Origin of the sequence: Rhizobium sp. RAF56, from assembly GCF_052113965.1 — a bacterium.
In the GTDB taxonomy this organism is placed as follows: Bacteria; Pseudomonadota; Alphaproteobacteria; order Rhizobiales; family Rhizobiaceae; genus Rhizobium.
Map to the genome: position 1 here is coordinate 37279 of NZ_JBFRDU010000033.1, position 18080 is coordinate 55358.

At 62.3% G+C, this 18080-nt stretch carries 21 protein-coding genes and 1 pseudogene; 13 read left to right on the forward strand and 9 right to left on the reverse strand.

What is annotated here, in order from left to right:
* Position 1: 1 nt before the first annotated feature.
* The gene (locus AB4048_RS22680) at positions 2 to 355 is read right to left on the reverse strand and encodes an ArsR/SmtB family transcription factor (protein ID WP_442204248.1); all 354 of its coding nucleotides are present in this window, start codon (positions 353 to 355) and stop codon (positions 2 to 4) included.
* Positions 356 to 397: 42 nt separating this feature from the next.
* Here AB4048_RS22680 and AB4048_RS22685 point away from each other — a divergent pair, with 42 nt between their 5' ends.
* Both AB4048_RS22685 and AB4048_RS22690 read left to right on the forward strand, forming a co-directional pair.
* Positions 398 to 910, forward strand: a complete 513-nt coding sequence (locus AB4048_RS22685) for a DUF6428 family protein (protein ID WP_442204249.1) — start codon at positions 398 to 400, stop codon at positions 908 to 910.
* A 211-nt stretch (positions 911 to 1121) separates the two neighbouring features.
* Entirely contained in the window at positions 1122 to 1637 is a 516-nt protein-coding gene (locus AB4048_RS22690) for a hypothetical protein (protein WP_442204250.1), read from the forward strand.
* Here the strand turns inward: AB4048_RS22690 and trhA are convergent.
* The 3 genes from trhA to AB4048_RS22705 form a co-directional block, all read right to left on the reverse strand.
* Positions 1624 to 2280 (reverse strand): PAQR family membrane homeostasis protein TrhA, encoded by a 657-nt coding sequence (gene trhA / locus AB4048_RS22695; RefSeq protein WP_442204251.1) that lies wholly within the window; start codon positions 2278 to 2280, stop codon positions 1624 to 1626. The genes AB4048_RS22690 and trhA overlap by 14 nt on opposite strands.
* 272 nt (positions 2281 to 2552) lie before the next feature.
* Positions 2553 to 2873 carry a TraR/DksA family transcriptional regulator gene (locus tag AB4048_RS22700; protein WP_442204252.1) on the reverse strand — a complete coding sequence of 107 codons (321 nt, stop codon included), beginning with the start codon at positions 2871 to 2873 and terminating at the stop codon, positions 2553 to 2555.
* Between the two features lie 50 nt (positions 2874 to 2923).
* A complete protein-coding gene (locus AB4048_RS22705; RefSeq protein WP_442204271.1) occupies positions 2924 to 3349 on the reverse strand; it encodes a universal stress protein in 426 nt (141 codons plus the stop codon).
* A gap of 244 nt (positions 3350 to 3593) precedes the next feature.
* Between AB4048_RS22705 and AB4048_RS22710 the strand changes: the two genes are divergently transcribed.
* The 3 genes from AB4048_RS22710 (at position 3594) to AB4048_RS22720 (ending at position 7081) form a co-directional block, all read left to right on the forward strand.
* A complete protein-coding gene (locus AB4048_RS22710) occupies positions 3594 to 4457 on the forward strand; it encodes a VOC family protein (protein WP_442204253.1) in 864 nt (287 codons plus the stop codon).
* A gap of 126 nt (positions 4458 to 4583) precedes the next feature.
* A complete protein-coding gene (locus AB4048_RS22715) occupies positions 4584 to 5741 on the forward strand; it encodes an AI-2E family transporter (protein ID WP_442204254.1) in 1158 nt (385 codons plus the stop codon).
* 44 nt (positions 5742 to 5785) lie between these two features.
* Positions 5786 to 7081 carry an NAD(P)/FAD-dependent oxidoreductase gene (locus AB4048_RS22720; RefSeq protein ID WP_442204255.1) on the forward strand — a complete coding sequence of 432 codons (1296 nt, stop codon included), beginning with the start codon at positions 5786 to 5788 and terminating at the stop codon, positions 7079 to 7081.
* 132 nt (positions 7082 to 7213) lie between these two features.
* On the opposite strand, the gene AB4048_RS22725 is transcribed toward AB4048_RS22720, so the two are convergent.
* The 3 genes from AB4048_RS22725 to AB4048_RS22735 form a co-directional block, all read right to left on the reverse strand.
* The gene (locus AB4048_RS22725; protein ID WP_442204256.1) at positions 7214 to 8020 is read right to left on the reverse strand and encodes a polysaccharide deacetylase family protein; all 807 of its coding nucleotides are present in this window, start codon (positions 8018 to 8020) and stop codon (positions 7214 to 7216) included.
* A 266-nt stretch (positions 8021 to 8286) separates the two neighbouring features.
* Positions 8287 to 8721: a PIN domain-containing protein gene (locus tag AB4048_RS22730; RefSeq protein ID WP_442204257.1), complete on the reverse strand. Its 435-nt coding sequence runs from the start codon at positions 8719 to 8721 to the stop codon at positions 8287 to 8289.
* Positions 8722 to 9330 carry a DUF433 domain-containing protein gene (locus tag AB4048_RS22735; RefSeq protein WP_442204258.1) on the reverse strand — a complete coding sequence of 203 codons (609 nt, stop codon included), beginning with the start codon at positions 9328 to 9330 and terminating at the stop codon, positions 8722 to 8724.
* A 397-nt stretch (positions 9331 to 9727) separates the two neighbouring features.
* Here AB4048_RS22735 and AB4048_RS22740 point away from each other — a divergent pair, with 397 nt between their 5' ends.
* From AB4048_RS22740 to chrA, 5 genes are all read left to right on the forward strand, one after another.
* Positions 9728 to 10639, forward strand: a complete 912-nt coding sequence (locus AB4048_RS22740; RefSeq protein WP_442204259.1) for a DnaJ C-terminal domain-containing protein — start codon at positions 9728 to 9730, stop codon at positions 10637 to 10639.
* Between the two features lie 3 nt (positions 10640 to 10642).
* On the forward strand, positions 10643 to 10969 hold the full coding sequence (locus AB4048_RS22745) for a chaperone modulator CbpM (RefSeq protein ID WP_442204260.1): 327 nt from the start codon (positions 10643 to 10645) through the stop codon (positions 10967 to 10969).
* A 63-nt stretch (positions 10970 to 11032) separates the two neighbouring features.
* The gene (locus AB4048_RS22750) at positions 11033 to 11695 is read left to right on the forward strand and encodes a CBS domain-containing protein (RefSeq protein WP_442204261.1); all 663 of its coding nucleotides are present in this window, start codon (positions 11033 to 11035) and stop codon (positions 11693 to 11695) included.
* Between the two features lie 295 nt (positions 11696 to 11990).
* Positions 11991 to 12806 (forward strand): chromate resistance protein ChrB domain-containing protein, encoded by an 816-nt coding sequence (locus AB4048_RS22755; RefSeq protein WP_442204262.1) that lies wholly within the window; start codon positions 11991 to 11993, stop codon positions 12804 to 12806.
* A 1-nt stretch (position 12807) separates the two neighbouring features.
* Positions 12808 to 14208 carry a chromate efflux transporter gene (chrA, locus tag AB4048_RS22760; RefSeq protein WP_442204263.1) on the forward strand — a complete coding sequence of 467 codons (1401 nt, stop codon included), beginning with the start codon at positions 12808 to 12810 and terminating at the stop codon, positions 14206 to 14208.
* A gap of 95 nt (positions 14209 to 14303) precedes the next feature.
* Here the strand turns inward: chrA and AB4048_RS22765 are convergent, their stop codons facing one another.
* Positions 14304 to 14693, reverse strand: coding sequence for a DUF930 domain-containing protein (locus AB4048_RS22765; protein ID WP_442204264.1), 390 nt, complete (start codon positions 14691 to 14693; stop codon positions 14304 to 14306).
* A 257-nt stretch (positions 14694 to 14950) separates the two neighbouring features.
* Between AB4048_RS22765 and AB4048_RS22770 the strand changes: the two genes are divergently transcribed.
* From AB4048_RS22770 to AB4048_RS22780, 3 genes are all read left to right on the forward strand, one after another.
* The gene (locus AB4048_RS22770; protein WP_442204265.1) at positions 14951 to 17044 is read left to right on the forward strand and encodes a S9 family peptidase; all 2094 of its coding nucleotides are present in this window, start codon (positions 14951 to 14953) and stop codon (positions 17042 to 17044) included.
* A 79-nt stretch (positions 17045 to 17123) separates the two neighbouring features.
* A complete protein-coding gene (locus AB4048_RS22775) occupies positions 17124 to 17363 on the forward strand; it encodes a FitA-like ribbon-helix-helix domain-containing protein (protein ID WP_442204266.1) in 240 nt (79 codons plus the stop codon).
* Between the two features lie 44 nt (positions 17364 to 17407).
* Positions 17408 to 17935: a DUF1697 domain-containing protein gene (locus tag AB4048_RS22780; protein WP_442204267.1), complete on the forward strand. Its 528-nt coding sequence runs from the start codon at positions 17408 to 17410 to the stop codon at positions 17933 to 17935.
* 6 nt (positions 17936 to 17941) lie between these two features.
* Here the strand turns inward: AB4048_RS22780 and AB4048_RS22785 are convergent.
* Positions 17942 to 18080 (reverse strand): annotated as a pseudogene (locus tag AB4048_RS22785) (IS630 family transposase); the annotation flags it as partial.

Sequence of the window (18080 nt, forward strand, 5' to 3'; positions counted from 1 at the left end):
TTCATTGCACCTTTCCCTCAGCGGGCGCACAGCAGGCGGCGATCTCCGTCCCCGGCGCGCAGATCTCGGGATGGCCCGAGCAGCAGTCTTCCATCAGGAAACGCACAAGGCCTCCGAGCGCGTCATAATTGGCGGAGTAGATGATTGAGCGGGCCTCACGCTGCTGACTGATCAGGCCGGCGCGATCAAGCTCCTTCAAATGGAAGGAGACATTCGAAGGCGATACTTCGAGCTTTTCGGCAATCGTGCCTGCCGCCATGCCGGAAGGCCCAGCAACGACGAGCATACGGACGATCTGTAGGCGGCTCTCCTGGGAGAGTGCGCCGAACGAGGCGAGGGCTTGACGTTCATCCATAATTCAATATTCCTTGAAATATCGAAATGAGGAGTACTGCAGATGAACGTTATCGACAAGAGCCTATCTTCGGATATCAGCCTCGGCCATCTGCTTGGCGCCCTCGGCGCCTCCCCCCATCTGCCTCTGGTGTTCCACTATGACGGGCGGCCGGTGAAGCCGGGCTATCACGTAACCGAGGTCAAGGCCGGTCAGTTTTCCGCACTCGACTGTGGCGCCAACCCGGAGGCATGGGCTGAGATTTTCATACAGCTCTGGGATATCGAGGAAGGCGACCGAACTCATATGCTCGCAGGCAAGTTCGCAGCCATCATCGGCAAGGTGTCCGAGCATGTGAAGATCGACGGCTCGGCGAAGCTGACCTTCGAGGTGAGCGACGGCGTGCTGCCGATGCAACTTTATTGCGCATCGACGCCCGCAATCAGTGGCGTTGCGGTGCAGGTCGAACTCGCTCCCCGCGCAGCAAGCTGCAAACCACGTGACCGTTGGCTCGCTGAACAAGCGCAGGCGACCGCTTGCTTCGGATCGGCCACTGCTACCAACTGCTGCGGTTAGCCGGAGCAACCGGTCTATGCCGAAAGGGTCGCTTCCGGCACCTGCCACACAGGCCGAGCAGATCCGGCAACGTCTCCAGGTGAAAAAGCAAGAAATGCTGTCCCACAGCGGCCTCGGCGCCGTGATTGTCTTGCGCCTGTAATCCGTATGTGATTTTCCAGCGGGAATGCGCTAATGAGCGCGGGATTATCGCTTCGGCTCCGGATATCGCATGCGCCTTAAATTTCTTGCCATGGTCTTCCTCTTCGCGACGCCCGCATTTTCGGGCGACTGGTGGACCTATGACAACACCCGGTTCGGTTATTCGATCGAGCTGCCGGAGGAGTTTCCGGTCACGATATATCCTGACAATAACGACGGGCTGGCGCTCGCGCCGGCCGACAGGTCGGCCAAGCTCGTCGTCTTCGGCACGCACATGCTGAAGGGTGATTTTTCCAATCAGGCGAAATTCCGCATGGGACTGGCCCGCAGCGACGGCTGGCAGATTTCCTATTCCAAGGTCGCGGGGCGCACTTTAAGCTTTTCCGGCACGCGCCGGGATCGCATCCTCTACGTCCGCGGCATATCGCTCTGCAACGGCGATGCCGCCTTCTTCCAGATGGATTATCCGAAGACCGACATGCACCGCTACGACGTCGTCGTCATGCGGCTGGTGCGCAGCCTCAAGCCCACCGAGAAGTGCTCAAGCAATCGTCAGGTCGGAGAGCGGCTCTTCAAGACAGGCTGAGGCAGGTCAGCACCGCCGAATAGTGCACCGCGGCCGCGGCAATGACGAAGCCGTGCCAGATGGCGTTCTGGTAACGCAAGCGCTCCCAGACATGAAAGATCACGCCGAGCGTATAGATGATGCCGCCGATGACGATCAGCAGCATGGAGGCAAACGGGATGCGCTCGGCGACGGGGCCGGCGAGGAAGATGCCGCTCCAGCCCATCGCCAGATAGAGCAGGATCGTCAGCCTGTCGTAGCGGCCGGGATAGCGGCATTTGAGGTAGACGCCGGCAGCGGCCGTCATCCACATGCCGATCAGCGCCGCAAACAGCAGCGGATCGTCGGCCCCGCGCTGGAGGAAGGGCGTGTAGGTGGCGGCGATCAGGACGAAGATGCCCGAGTGGTCGAAGCGGCGCAGCTTCCACTTGGTGGGAGAGACCGGCCAGACGTTATAGGAAAACGAGATAGACAGCGCGAGCACGAGCCCGAGGCCGTAAACCCAGGCAGCGGCGATCTCGCCGTAGGAACGCCAGACGGTGGCGTAGAAGATCAGCGCGGTGGCGCCGACGAGCGAAAACACGACGCCGACGCCGTTGACGATGCCGTCGGCAATCAGTTCGTCCTTGTCGTATCGCCAGCGAACGCCTTGGAATTCAGTCATTTCCCTCTCCGCCCCGCCCCAAATGGTCGCACTGTTACTCGTTTAACACAACCTATCCTTAGGGATAATGGGTAAACTTTGATGACTGCCTGAGACGGGATGACATCCGGCCACGCCTGGAACTAGGGCTGACCGCGCGATTTTCCTAGGGCCCTCCACTGGCTTTCCGCAACTCGGCACGGAAAACCGCTTCGCACTTTTCTCGGGAATTGCTCAGTGACCTGGCCGCAATTCCGGGCGGAAAACCGCTTCGCACTTTTCTCGGGAATTGCTCAGTCGCTGGTGATGCAGTCTTCGCAGAGCGGCGCATAGGGGACGGCCGCCAGCCTTTCGGGCGAGATTGGCTTGCCGCAACGCACGCAGAGGCCGAAGGTGCCCTTGTCGACCCGCTGCAAGGCTGCGTCGATCGCGCGCAGCTCGTCCTGGCCGGCCTGACCAAGGCCCTCAAGCACCTCGTCGTTCTCGCCTTCGGTAACGCGATCGGCGGCGTCAGCGTCTTTCGTGCGGCCAAGATCGACGTCGATCCTGCGCAGCCGCGCCAGGAGTTCGCGCTGACGGTCGCGCAGCGCCTGTTGGTACGCGCTCGTATCCATGTGCTTCCGCTTCTCCTTCGGTGCATGTTGCAGAGGCCTGTGGGAAATTATTACGCCTCTTCCACGCAGCGGTCGACAAGGACGGAGCACTTGGCATAGCGCACCACCCGATCCGCCGTCGCGCCCAGAAAATAGTTCGAAATATTGGGAACATGCGAGGCGAGAACGATGAGATCGGCGTTATGTTCCTTTGCCGCGGCGAGAATGGCGGTTTCGGCCACCCCGCATCGCACCTCGACAAAGGTGAGGACCTCTATGTCCCGGCTGATCGCGGTCAGCGCCTCGTCGGCGTCCTTGATCGCCCTGTCCATGTATTCCTGCGGCGGATCCATCAAGAGGAAGCTCGGCACGTCCTCGACCACATGCAAGAGCACGATGTCGCCACCTTCCGCCAGCAGCGTGGCCGCACGCTTGAGCGCGCGTTCGGCCCTCGGCGTCTTTCTCAGATCCACGGCACAGATGATCTTGCTGTACATGTCGTAACCTTCGTCGAGATGCCGCGCATGCGGTGAGCATCCCATCATAGCCCCGGCACGCCTCGCCGCATTGATCGAGATCAAATCCAACCCATTTATTGTCAACAGCGAGCGAACGCTCAATCGCCAAAAATCGGACTTCTGTGAACAATCGAGATGCGTCATATAGAGTGGCAAGTACGGCGGTTCCGAACCGCCTTTTGCGCCAGCGCCATTGATGCCCGGCAAGCAGGGAGATTGAAGCATGTCCAAGGTCCAACCTTCCTATGCGCTGACCCGCCCCGCCTATGTCAACCAGTCGCATCTGGTCGTTGCCGATCTTCCCTTGGTATCCGGCTTCTATCAGTCCATGCTCGGGCTGAAGCCGATCGAGAAGACGGCAAGCGGCGAAGTGCTGGGGGTGGCCGGCAATCCGCTTCTGACGCTGACGACGGATCGCAACGCGCGTCCCGCCCCGCGCAACGCCGCCGGCCTCTTCCATACCGCCTTCCTGATGCCGAACCGCACCGAGCTTGCCCGCTGGCTGCGCCACGCCGCCAATAACGGCGTCGTTCTCGAGGGGGCGTCGGACCATCTGGTCAGCGAGGCGATCTACCTCTCCGATCCGGAAGGCAACGGCATCGAGATCTATGCCGACCGTCAACACGAGCAATGGAAGTTCCATCAGGACGGAATGGTCGAGATGGCGACACTCAGGCTCGACCTGCAATCGCTCTACGAAAGCGCGCCCGAGGACCGATGGGATGGAATGGCCGAGGGCTCGGCGATCGGCCATATTCACCTGCAGGTCGGCAATATCCCGGAAGCGGATGCCTTCTATCGCGATGTGCTCGGCCTGAAGCTGATGGCGCGCTACCCCGGCGCCTCGTTCTTCGCCACCGGCAGCTATCATCACCACGTCGCCGCCAACATCTGGAACAGCCGCGGCGCCGGCGTGCGCACGGAGCATATGACCGGCCTTTCCGACTATACGCTGCGTTTCAACGATCGCACGGCGCTCGACCACGCCGTTGCCAAGCTCGACGAGCTTCAGATCGACAGCCGGCGGAGCGAGGGTGGCGTCTCCCTCAGGGATCCCTGGGGCATTGGGCTGACGTTGACGGCTTGAGACGCGGCTCGGGCTGCCCTCTCCCCACGGTTGTTCTCTCAATCCCCTTTGCCTACCAATTCGCCGTTTCGGAACCGGAACGGCCCCCTTGGCGTTGTCCCTTATTAATTGGGGGATTTTCGCAATATGGACAATGCCGGGAAGAAAAATCCCACGCTCGTGCAAGGGCCTCAGCCGCGCCTCGCAAGTTGGGTCGAGCCGTTCAAGGCCGCCACCGAGGAGATGGACAGTTCAATCAGCCTGGAGAAGGACAACCTCGACCTCGCGGCGGACTGGGCGATACTTGGCATATTTCTGATCCTCGCACTCTCCGCCGTCTACATGATGTCGCTCATCCTCATCCCGGTGACGCTTGCCGTGGTCGTCGGCATGATCCTCGGGCAACTGGCGGACAAACTCGGCAGGCTCGGCGTGCCGCGCCTGGTCGTCGCGCCGCTGCTGTCGGCGGCGGTCGCGCTCCTCGTCTTTCTCATCATCAATTCGCTGCTCGGCCCGCTTGGAACGCTCGCCGAACAGGGTCCGACCGTTGCCCAGCATGCCTTCGACCGCTCCGTTGCCTATCTGGAGAGCATCCGCTGGCTACACATCACGCCCCAGACCTTTCAAAGCAGCGGCCCGATCCAGATCGGTGCCTTGCTCGAAAACACCGGCAACGTCCTGCACGTGGTCACCAACAATCTGACGCCGGCGCTGGTGCAGATACTGATCTTCTTCGCAGCCCTCCTGCTCTTTCTTTTCGCGCGCGCAAACCTGCGCAAATCGCTCATCCTCGTCTTCCCGACGCGGGATCAGCGGCTGGCCGCCATCCGTGTCATCAACGGCGTCGAACAGGTGCTCGGCTACTATTTCGCCACGGCATCGGTCATCTACGCCGCACTCGGCGTCTTCATGACGCTGGTCGCATTTGTCGGCGGACTGAGCGCGCCGGTGCTCTGGGGGGTGTTCGCCTTCCTCGCCTGCTTCATTCCGTTCCTTGGGATCACGGCGATCACGGCTGCGGTGGCGATCGCCGGATTGATGACGCATGACAGTTTCCTGCTCGGCCTTGCGCCGGCGGCGGTGTTCTTCTGCGGGCATGTCGTGATGGAAAATCTGCTGTTTCCGGCAGTGATGGGCAAGCAGCTGGACATGAACCCGTTCATGGTTTTTGTGGCGATTCTCTTCTGGACTTGGATGTGGGGGGCAATCGGCGCTATGTTGGCGCTGCCGCTGTCATTGGTCGTCATGACTGTTATCAGCGAATTGTTCATCGAGGAAAAGCCGCAGCCGCAGCTGCCCAAGTAGTGAAGACGCCTTAGGGAGGCGTCCCTCTCCCGGAGAACCGAACGATGTCAGTCGATCTTCCCATGCCGCAGACCGATCAGGACGACCTGACGGGCGGCCGCTCGCCCTGGGGGCGCACGGCGCTCCGCCCCACGTTCACGCCACTCAGCGAAAGCATTTCCGTCGACGTCGCCGTGATCGGCGGCGGCATTACCGGTGCGCTCGCCGCCGAACATCTGACGGCGCGCGGCTACTCGGTCTGCGTGGTCGATCGCGATGCCGCTGGCCTCGGCAGCACCTGCGCCAGCACCGCGATGCTGCTCTGGGAAATCGACACGCCGCTGTCGGAACTCGCGCTTTACTACGGCTTCGACAAGGCCGCCTCGATCTACCGCCGCAGCACGGTGGCCGTCTCCGGGCTTGCAAGGCTGATCGACCGCCTCGACATCCCCTGCAGGCTGCGACCCCGCTCGTCGCTTTATCTCACCTCCAACACGGGCGGCGCGCGCGAACTGCAGCAGGAGATGGAAATGCGCGAGCGCGCAGGGCTTCCGGGCGATTTTCTCTCCCACCCCTATCTCATGACCGAATTCGAGATCGAGCGGGAGGGCGGCATCCTTTCGCCGGGCGCTGCCGAAGCCGATCCGCTGCTGCTTGCCTGGGCGCTCCTGGAGATCGCCGCCAAGCGCGGTGCGCGGCTCGTCAGCGAATCCGTCACGCGTCTCAACTCGGAAGGCCAGCGCGTCACGGTCGAAACCGAAGGCGAGCACGTGATTGAGGCCTCCTATGCCGTACTTGCCACCGGCTACAGCGCTCCCGGCCTGGACATGCCGCAACTACATCGAACGACCTCCACCTGGGCGATCGCCACCATCCCGCAAGACCCGTCCAAGCTCTGGCGCGAGCGCGCGCTGCTCTGGGAAGACAGTCACCCTTACATCTACGCCCGCACCACCTACGACAACCGGATCGTCATCGGCGGCGAGGACGACGGCACATACGATCCTGCCCGGCGCGACGACAAGCTGCCGGAGAAAGCCGCGATCCTTCAGGAAAAACTTTCGCTGCTGTGGCCGCACGCCGACACCCGCATCGGCTACAGCTGGTGCGGCACGTTCGGGGAAACCGTCGACGGCCTGCCGATGATCGGGCCGGTGCCTGACATGCCGAACGTGCTTGCCGCCTTCGGCTACGGCGGCAACGGCATCACCTTTTCCTTCATGGCAGCCCTGATGATCGGCGCGATGGTGACCGGCAGCAACCGAGGCTGGTTCGAGGACTACGCGCTCGACCGCCCCGGTCCCGGCCTTCGCGCGCCCCCAGGCGGAGAGCAGAAATTCGGGGCCGCCGCCGCGCATTGAAGCGAAGACTGCGGTTCCACACCCCCCTCTGCCCTGCCGGGCATCTCCCCCACAAGGGGGGAGATTGACCCTAAGGGACAGATTGAGTGTCAAGCTTAACCTGAGATAGCGCAAAGGCCGACGGAAGACGCTTTACTGCGTCGTATCGTCGTCGCCGCGCTCGTCGATATCCTCAAGGCGCACGAACTGGACGCCCTTGGCCTTCAGCGCGAGGATGCCCTTGGCGACGCCTTCGCCGGCCGGGCGGCCCGGCTGGTTGATGTGGGAGATAATGACGTCGCCGTCCTTGGCCGACGTATATTGGCGTTCCACCACCGCCGCCGGCAGCGTGGCGCCGCTGTCGCCGTTCACCGAATAGCCGGCGATGCGGTAGCCGAGCCCGCGGATCTCGGCGATCGAAGTCAGGCTGTACTTCGCCGTCGCGCCGCGAAACCAGTGCGACTGGCTGAACCCATGCGCAAGGATCGCATCGCCGCCACCCTTGACCTCGGTGGCAACCGCCTCGGGTGAACCGGCGGCGGGAATGCCGTAGACCGGCACCGGACGGTCGACGGCCGGAATATGGTTGAGCCCATGGTTTTCGATCTCGAATAGATCGGGATGCTGGGCAAGGATCGGAAGCACCTGCGGATTGGACCTCAGCCAGCGCGCCGTAACGAAGATCGTCGCGGGCACGCGCTCGTTGACCAGCGTGTCGAGGATACGCATGTCCGTCTTGCCCATGCAGGCGTCGAACGTGAGCGCGACCCTCGGCGCGGCCTTCTTGCTGGCGCGCGTCACATGCAGGTGCGGCTCGACCAGCTTGACGGACGGGGTCCGCGGCGCGACGACGCTTTGAGGGCTCAGCGGCGGACTGAGCGCTTCAGCGGACGAGCCCGCAGCGAAAGCGACGGGCGCGGACGCGACAAGCCAGGCGAAGGTCGGCAGAAAACGGTTCATCGATCGGCCAGAACTGAGGATAAAACGGCGGCGGGCTGGATTACGGTACCGCGCCCGCGAACGCAACCTGCATCGCCAAGCAACACGCCGGAAATAAGGCGCGCCTGATATATCCGTTGCTTGGGCCGCTGCTGGTCGGCCTATTCCGAGGCTGTCTCGGCAGAATTCGCGTTCTTTATGAAACATCCCGCTGGTCAACCGAGGATTGACCTGAAGCGCATAGATAACCGCGTAGCGGTCCCGCCGGCCAACCTGCATTGAGGCAGTCACCTCTTGTAGACCTCCAACCTGAATGGTGGATCTCGGAACGGGTCCAACAAATCCACGCCGAAGGCTTCAAAGTGCTTGATGTTCCTGGTTGCCACGACAAGACCGTGGCGTTTCGCGATAGCAGCAATGCCTGCATCCATACGGTGCTTGTCGCTCTTGCCGACGAACAAGGCCCACTCTTTTGCGGCCTCGGCGTCCAAGGAAAGAATCCGATCTCTGAAGCTATCTTCGAATTCATCGATCGCCTGCAGTCGACGATCTGCGGTTACCGGATCTTTTTTCCTCTCACTTTCGGCGCCTTTCCGCCTTTCCCACATCGTGAAGACGCAGATCGCCAATTGACTGTCGTCTACCGACGAAATCCATTTCTTGACATTCTCATTGCCGGTCATGCCCCTAATGACGTCTGCATCAAGCAGATACTTCAGCACCTAGGCGTTCCCGTCTCGGTCTTCGTCGTCGGCTTCGTCGAAGACGCCTGCTGCCACCATTGCGGCAAGCCCTCGTTTCATCGTCGTCGACGGGAAAGGCCTTCCAGGCTTCGGGTACGCACGCGCGTAGTTGATCGCCGCCTGCACTTGGCTTCGCGTCAAAGATGGAAAATCTTCCAATACCTGATCAACGGAAAGGCGCGAAGAGAGCGCCGCGATCTGGTAGGTCATGACGTTGGTGCCTTTGATAAAGGACTCGCCACCTCGGCTTTCTATCGCTCTCTTCGCGTCCTGCAGCATTTTCATTCGCTCCTTAAGTTCGCTGTCGGTCTTGCGAATATCGACTGCAATAACTCCGATCGTCGCGACCTTCGCGGCGTCAGGCAGACGCGAGAATTCCTTGTAAAGGAGCTTCCTTCCCTCTGGCGAAAGGGCATTGCCGAGACTTGGGTCCACTTTGAGAAAGCGCAGTTCGGCTTTGCCGAAGAGTCGCTGCTTTCTCCCCCCGCGCCCTTTTGAAACGGGCGTGATGACTTTCTTATCGACTGCGCGTTGGACCTCTACCGTAGGCCGATCGACCAGGAAGCCGGTTTCCGCGACCGTATACATCTCCTGCTTCACACTCAAACCTCAATTCATCTCTGATTGGGGATAATATAGTGTCGCCAGCCCTACCGTCAAGATTGTGACGCCGAACCCTATTTCCAAGCAATTGAGTTACCTCAGGCTGCCGACCTTCCGGCTGTGAAATGGAAGGTGTTGAACCTGCGCAAGCTGCGGGAGAACGACCCGGAGAAACATGCGCCGCAGCGAGAGGAACTTGAACGCAAATTTGACTGAGCGCTGACCACCGCCGCCCGTAACTGCCTCCCGGCACGAATATCCGCATCCCACTCCTTTCGAGGGTCGACAAGAATCCTGAAGTCGGAGAGGATGCGGGTCCGTTTTTCGCCACGGAGCCTCGCATGATTTTATCCGTGCCAAGCAGTACCGCCGGGAGAATGCCATGAGCGGCGATCCTTATGAGCTTCTCGGCGTCAAGCGCGACGCTTCGCAGAAGGAAATTCAGAGCGCCTATCGCAAGCTTGCCAAGAAGCTGCACCCCGACCTCAACCCCGGCGACAAGCAAGCCGAAGAGCGCTTCAAGGAAATATCCTCGGCCTATGCCATTGTCGGCGACGAGGAACAGCGCGGCCGTTTCGACCGCGGCGAGATCGACGCGACGGGCGCCGAGCCGCCGCCGCGCCAATATTATCGCGACTACGCTTCCGCCGAACAGCCGAACGGCCGTTATCACAACGCCGGCGGCTTTGCCGACTTCGGCGATGCGGACGATGTGTTCTCTTCCTTCTTCTCGCGCCGCAGCCGGGGCCAGCCCAACATGAAAGGTCAGGATCGCCACTTTTCCATGGAGGTCGAGTTTCTTGAGGCCGTCAACGGCACGAAGAAGCAGGTGAGCCTGCCGGACGGGCCGGCGCTCGACGTGCAGATACCCCCGGGAACGCGCGACGGCCAGACGCTGCGCCTGCGCGGCAAGGGCGATGCCGGCCTCGGCAACGCGGCGGCGGGCGACGCGCTGATCGAGATCCACGTGAAGCCGCACCGTTTCTACGTTCGCGACGGTGACGATATCCGCTTCGACCTGCCGGTCTCGCTGCGCGAGGCGGTGCTCGGCGGCAAGGTCCGGGTGCCCACCCCTTCCGGTCCCGTCACGGTGACGCTGGCGCCCAACTCGAACACCGGCAAGACGCTTCGCCTGAAGGGCAAGGGGGTGCCCAAACGTGGCGGCGAGCACGGCGACGCCTATGTGACCCTTAAGATCGTTCTGCCCGACACAGCCGATCCGGCCCTTTCAGACTTCGTAAAAGAGTGGCCGGCCGGCGAAGCGCACGATCCGAGAAAAACCATGGGAGTTTGAACCATGAACGAGATCGAATTCCGCAGGTCGTTGAAAATCGACGTCACGGTGCTCGAAGTCTGGATCGAACAGGGCTGGGTCGTTCCCGATGCGAGCCTCAAGGAGCGGCATTTCCGCGATGCCGATCTCGCCCGCGCCCGCCTCATCCTCGACCTTTCCGAGCGCATGGGCGTCAACGAGGCGGGCGTCGACGTGGTGATGGATCTCGTCGATCAACTGCACGGTTTGCGGGGCACCTTGCGGGAGCTTATTGCCGCCATCCATGGCCAGGATGCAGATGTGAAGCGGCGCATTCTGGCGCTTTGCGATACCGACCGCGAGGACGAGTAGAAGCGAGGCCTCGGCCAACGCCGCTTTGGTGCGCGACAAGAGAGATGCTGAAGGAGCAAGAGCATGCAAGCCAGCGATGTGATGAAGAGCAACGTGGTGACGGTCGGGCTCGGCCACAGCGTTCGCCACGCGGTGCTGACCATGATCGAGCACAACATCAGCGGCCTGCCTGTCATCGATGACGACGGCAAGCTTGCCGGGCTGATCACCGAAGGCGACCTTCTGCGCCGCGCCGAACTCGGCGACGAAACATTGCACACGGCCGACCGGGCGGAACGAGACGCGGGCGCCTATGTCAAAAGCCGGAGCTGGCGCGTCAGCGACGTGATGTCGGCGACACCAGTCAGCATCCCCGAGGACGCCCAGCTTTCCGACATTGCGGCGATCATGCTGGCCAAGGGCATCAAGCGCCTGCCGGTCGTGCGGGACGGCCGCGTGGTCGGCATCGTCAGCCGCAGCGATCTCCTCGGCGCCATCGTCGAACACGAGGCCGACGATACCGCGCCCGGCGACGAGGCGATCGCCCGTGCCGTCAACACGCGCCTGCATGCCGATCTCGGCCTGTCGCCGACCGGTACCGGCGCGACCGTCGAGGACCGGCACGTCGTTCTCTGGGGGAACGTGGCGGACGCTGCGGAACGGGAAGCGGCGCGGGTCACCGCCGAAGGCGTGCGCGGCGTCACCGGGGTGACAAACAAGATGACCGTCGGCGACAAGGGCGCGTGAGCAATCGGGCTCCCTGGAATGGCCAAGGGCCAGAACAGCCAACGAGCGCCAAAGAGCTGTCTGCGAGAACGAGAGACAGAACGCTCGGCGCGGCTAAAGCCCTAACATGGCGGCTTTGTCGCGAAAGTTAGGAGATTTGCGACAGGCCACATTGTTGCGTTGGAGCCGACCATTCACTGCTGCAGCTTGACAGCGCTCAGCCGTCCTGCAAACTACCGTTCATGGGGTTGCGATCACCCCACGAGGCGACATGCCGAAGTATCGCGTCCATTTCCCAATCAAAGGAGGACGCGTCATGACGTCATTTCAGGAAATTTCCCCCGAAAAACTTTCTCGTCTCATCGGTTCTCCGAATGCGCCTAGGCTCATCGACGTCCGAACGAAGGATGACTTCGACCTCGACCCCAGGCTGATCCCAGGATCGGTTCGGCGGGACAGCGCCTGTGTGCGCGACTGGGCCGGTTCGGTAACCTCGCCGACGGTGGTCATCTGCCAGAAGGGCCAGAAGCTCAGCCAGGGAACGGCCGCCTTCCTGCGGCTCTCCGGTTCTGCGTCGGAAACGCTGGCAGGTGGGTTCGAAGCCTGGGTGAAATCAGGCGGTCTTGCCGTTCCCGAACATAAGCTACAGTCAAGGGATGCCGCGGGCCGCACGACCTGGGTCACCCGGTCAAGGCCCAAGATCGACCGGATCGCATGCCCTTGGCTGATCCGGCGCTTCGTCGATCCCGACGCTGTCTTCCTGTTCGTGGCGGCTTCCGAGGTCTCGGCCGTCGCCGACCGCTTCGGAGCCGTTCCGTTCGATATCGAAGACGTGTTCTGGAGCCATCGGGGCGAGCTCTGCACCTTCGACGTGATGGTCGAGGAGTTCGGGTTGGTGAGCGAGCCGCTTCTGCGGATGGCGACGATCGTGCGGGCGGCTGACACGGCGCGTCTCGACCTCGCGCCGGAGGCTCCGGGTCTGCTTGCCGCATCGCTCGGACTGTCACGGATGTATTCCGACGACCTCGAACAGCTCGAAGCGGGCATGCTCCTCTACGATGCCTTCTATCGATGGTGCCGCGACGCGACGGCCGAAACCCATAACTGGCCCTCTTCCAAGGGGGCAGCCTGACATGGCCGAGATTTCGGAGAGGCAGGCGGCAGGTTCCGTGCCGCCCGCCCATGGCGTGACGTTCGGTGAGGCGTTCAGGGTGTGGCTACGCGTGGCGGCCCTGAGCTTCGGCGGCCCCGCGGGACAGATCGCAGTCATGCACCGGATCATCGTCGACGAGAAACGCTGGATCGGGGAGCGCAGGTTTCTGCACGCCCTCAATTACTGCATGCTTCTGCCCGGTCCCGAGGCGCAGCAACTCGCCATTTATATCGGCTGGCTCATGCATCGCACGGCGGGCGGCCTCGTCGCTGGCATCCTCTTCGTTCTCCCGGGCTTTCTGGCGATCCTCGGCTTGAGCTACGTCTATGCCGCCTACGGAAGCCTCAGTGCGATCGAAGGGCTGTTCTTCGGCTTGAAGGCGGCGGTGCTGGCGGTCGTCGTGCAGGCGGTGTTCAGGATTGGGAGCCGCGCGCTTTTAAACCCGGCAATGTTCGTGACCGCGGCGGTCGCGTTCGTCGCGATCTTCCTTTTCCACGTTCCGTTTCCGATCATCATCGTTACCGCCGCGCTTGTGGGATACGCGGGATCGAAGACAGGGTCCGCGTGGTTCGCCGTGGGCAGAGGGCACAAGCCCGGGACGGGTCCCGTCCTTCAGGACATCGATTCTGCCCTTGGGGAGGGAACGCCCGCACACGCCCTTCCGAACCTTTCGTGGTCGCTTCGGATTTCCTCGGTTCTCCTCGTTCTCTGGCTGCTCCCTCTCGTCCTGCTCTGGGTGTTTCTCGGAGGCGACGATGTCTTCACGAAGATCGGTTTCTTCTTCAGCCAGATGGCGGTCGTGACCTTCGGCGGGGCCTACGCCGTCCTAGCCTACGTCGCACAGGAGGCCGTGCAGCATTACGGGTGGCTGAAACCGGGCGAGATGCTCGACGGTCTCGGCATGGCAGAGACGACACCCGGGCCGCTGATCATGGTGACCCAGTTCGTCGGTTTCATGGGGGCGTTTCGTTCTGCGGGCAATCTCGATCCGATGACGGCGGCCACCATCGGCGCGATCTTGACGACTTGGGTGACGTTCGTGCCATGCTTCCTGTGGATATTCCTCGGCGCGCCGTTCATCGAAAGCCTGCGGGACAACGTAGCCTTATCCGGCGCGATGTCGGCGATCACGGCGGCCGTGGTCGGTGTCATCCTGAACCTCGCCGTCTGGTTCGCCATCCACACGCTCTTCTCGGAGGTTGCCATCCATCGCCTTGGGTTGTCCTGGATCGAACTCCCCGTGCTAACCACGGTGGTCGTGCCAATGCTTCTCCTGTCGCTGGCGGCGGCAATTGCGATCTTCAGGATGAAGCTATCACTGATCCCGACTCTAGCCCTCTCGGCGACGGCGGGCATGCTGTGGGTGTTGGCTACCGCTTGAACGAGATCGAGGTCGCAGGCACGGAGAGCGGCCCCGTCTCGCTTTATAGCGTCGCGGGCGCTTGGTGGGCGCGGCGGCTGTCGGCTCGCGCTCTTTCAATCGTAGAGATAATGCTCCGCCCACTCCTCGCGCGGCACCTTTTGGCCGATCTCGAAGCTGAGCGAGCGGACGTTCATGTGCTTCGGGCCGGTCACGCAATCGTAGGACAGATGGTACCAGTCGCCGCCGCTGCGGAAGACGGCGCCGGGCGCCTTGATCGAGTCCTCGCCAAGCGCCGGATCGTGGAACGTGTAGGCAATGACCTTGTCGGGGCGAAAGCCGGTCTTTTCCTGAGCGATGCGCTTCATGGCCTCGGTATCGCAGCTCTGCTCCAGGCGCTCTTCCGGGTCGAGCTTCTGCAGCTGCTTCTTGATCGCGGGATCGACGGCGAAGGCGGAGACGGCCATCAGGGCGGCGGGGAGGAGAACGGCGATATACTTGAACATGGACGGCAAATCCCCTGCTGCATTTTTGAACCGAGATCGGCAAGGCCCTGGAAAATCCAGGGTTTCAAGCGTTTGATTCGAGGTGGGCGGAGTTACGTTTCTTTAGGGAATGTGGTGAGATCAAGGCACGGCGCGCGGGTCAGCCCCCGTCGCCGCCCGGAGATCGGTCCGCCATCGCAGGACCAGATGCCCGCTTGATCCGCGCGGCCGAGGCGCCTATCTCTGGGCGCGAGTTTCCCAGCTAGAAAGCAAGCGTCGTGTCGATATTCAAGGACCTCCCCACCCCGCCCGCAGCCGAGAAGAGGCCGGTCTCCGACACCCGCCACGGGATCGCCCGCACCGATGATTACGCCTGGCTCCGGGCAGACAACTGGCAGGCGATGTTCAAGGATCCCTCGATCCTCGATCCGGCGATCCGTACGCATCTGGAGGCGGAAAACGTCTACATGAACGCGGCGATGGCCGACACCAAGGACCTTCAGAAGACGCTGTTTGCCGAGATGCGGGGCCGCATCAAGGAGGACGACAGCTCCGTGCCCGTCAAGGACGGCGCCTATGCATACGGCACGCTCTACGTGACCGGCGGCGAGCAGCCCCATTATTTCCGCGAGCCCCGCAATGGTGGCGAGCGCAAGCTTCTGCTCGACGGCGACAAGGAGAGCCAGGGCAAGGCCTATTTCCGCCTTGCCGGCGTCGATCACTCGACCGACCATGCCCGCGGCATCTGGGGCTATGACGACAAGGGTTCGGAATATTTCACGCTCAAGGTCCGCGATCTCGAAACCGGCGAGGATCTTGCCGACGTCGTCGAAAATACCGGCGGCGGCGGCGTCTGGGCGCCGGACGGCAAGAGCTTCTTCTATTCGGCGCTAGACGAGAACCATCGCCCCTCCAAGGTTTTCCATCACATCGTCGGCACGCCGCAGTCGGACGACCGCCTCGTCTACGAGGAGGAAGACGCCGGCTTCTTCATGGGTGTCGGCGGCTCGCTGCTGGACGACTATGTCTACATCGACATCCACGACCACGAGACCAGCGAATACCGCATCCTCTCCACCAAGGACCTGACGGCCGAGCCTCAGCTGGTGGCGGAGCGCGAGACCGGCATCGAATACTCGATGAGCGAAGGCGGCGACGTCTTCTACATCCTCACCAACGACGGCGACGCCAAGGATTTCGAGATCATGGAGGCGCCTGTTGAGGCGCCGGCGAAGGCAAACTGGCGCGAAGTGGTCGCCCATACGCCGGGCACGCTGATCCTCAGCCACATGGCCTTCGCCCGCCATCTCGTCTGGCTGCAGCGCAAGGACGGTCTGCCGCAGATCATCGTCCGCGACCGGAAGACCGGCGAGCAGCATGCCATCGCCTTTGCCGAGGAGGCCTATTCGCTGGGACTTCAGGGGGCTGCCGAATACGACACCGACGTCATCCGCTTCAGCTACTCCTCGATGACGACGCCGAGCCAGCTCTACGACTACGACATGACGACACGCCAGCGCGTGCTCCTGAAGACGCAGGAAGTGCCCTCGGGCCACAACGCGGACGACTACGTGACGCGTCGCGTCTTTGCGCCGGCCCATGACGGCGAGACGGTTCCGGTGACGCTGCTCTACCGCAAGGATACGCCGCTCGACGGCTCCGCGCCCTGCCTGCTCTACGGCTACGGCGCCTACGGCATGACCATTCCGGCAGGCTTCAACACCAATTGCCTGTCGCTCGCAGATCGCGGCTTCGTCTACGCGATTGCCCATGTCCGCGGCGGCAAGGACAAGGGCTTTTCCTGGTACGAAGACGGCAAGATGGAGAAGAAGACCAACACCTTCAAGGACTTCATCGCCGCTGCGGACTTTTTGAATCAACAGAAGTTCACGTCTTACGCAAACATCATCGCCGAAGGCGGATCGGCCGGCGGCATGCTGATGGGGGCGATCGCCAACATGGCCCCGGAGAAATTCGCCGGCATCATCGCCGCCGTTCCCTTCGTCGACGTGCTCAACACCATGCTCGACGACACGCTGCCGCTGACCCCGCCGGAATGGCCGGAATGGGGCAACCCGATCGACAGCCGAAGCGACTACGACCACATCGCCGGCTACTCGCCCTACGACAATGTCGGCGCGAAACCCTATCCGCCGATCCTGGCGCTCGGCGGCCTCACCGACCCCCGCGTCACCTACTGGGAACCGGCGAAGTGGGTCGCAAGGCTGCGGGAAAAGACCACCGGCGGCGCGCCGATCCTGCTCAAGACCAACATGGACGCCGGCCACGGCGGCGCTTCGGGCCGCTTCCAGCGCCTGGAGGAGGTCGCGTTCGAATATGCGTTCGCGATCAAGGTGGCTGGGAAGATGTGAAAAGGGCGGCGGCCGGCTATTTTGATACCAGCTTTTTCGACGTGGTATCGGTTCCTGCTGAAGCAAGGGATTGAAAACGATGGCGGCCGTCACCATTCGCAACCTGCCGGAAGAAACACACCGCGCCTTGAAACTGCGGGCCGCGCGCAACGGCCGCAGCACCGAGGCAGAGATACGCGACATTCTCAAGGCTGCGGTCAGCCCCGAAACCCGGCTGAAGATCGGCAGCGCCCTGAAAGCGTTCGGCGAGAAATACGGTGGAATAGACCCCGATCCGAAAGACGCGCTGGCGCCGATCAAGCCGGCCGAATTCCGGTGATCACGCTAGACAATATCGTATCGGTGCCGCGCCAAGGATAATTCATGAACGTCTACATCGCCCTGCTTCGAGCCATCAACGTCGGCGGCACGGGTGCCCTGCCGATGGCGGAATTGAGGTCGATCTGCGAGGAGATCGGGTTTGAGGCGGTGAAGACCTATATCCAGAGCGGCAACGTCGTGTTCCGCTCAAGCCTTGGCGAGAAGGCGGTGCGCGAGCGGCTTGAAAAGGCGCTGGAAGCGAAGATGGGCAAGGCGCCGGGCGTGATCCTGCGCAGCGCCGGGGAGATGCGGGCGGTGGCGCAAAGCTCGCCGTTCCCGCATGCCAAGCCGAACTTCATGCTCGTCACCTTCCTGCCCAAACCGCCGGCCAAGGATGCGCTCGACGCGCTGTCGGCGCCGGGCGGCGAGGAGGTCGAGATCATCGGACGGGAGATCCATATCCACTTTCCGGAGGGCTCCGGAAAGTCGAGGCTCAAGCTGCCGGCGCTGAAAACCGGGACGGCGCGAAACCTCAACACCGTGCGCAAGCTCGCCGAGATGGCAACCGAACTCGAAGGCAAAGCCGATTAGAGCCTTTCATGTTTTGACGGAAGCGTATCCGGCATCTCGAATATAGTTGTCGCATTCATCTGATCCGATGGTGTTGACGAGTGTACCGATGTGCCTCCAGGTTTCGTCGATGGTGCGTTTCTGGGCCACTCGCATCCAGTGCTTG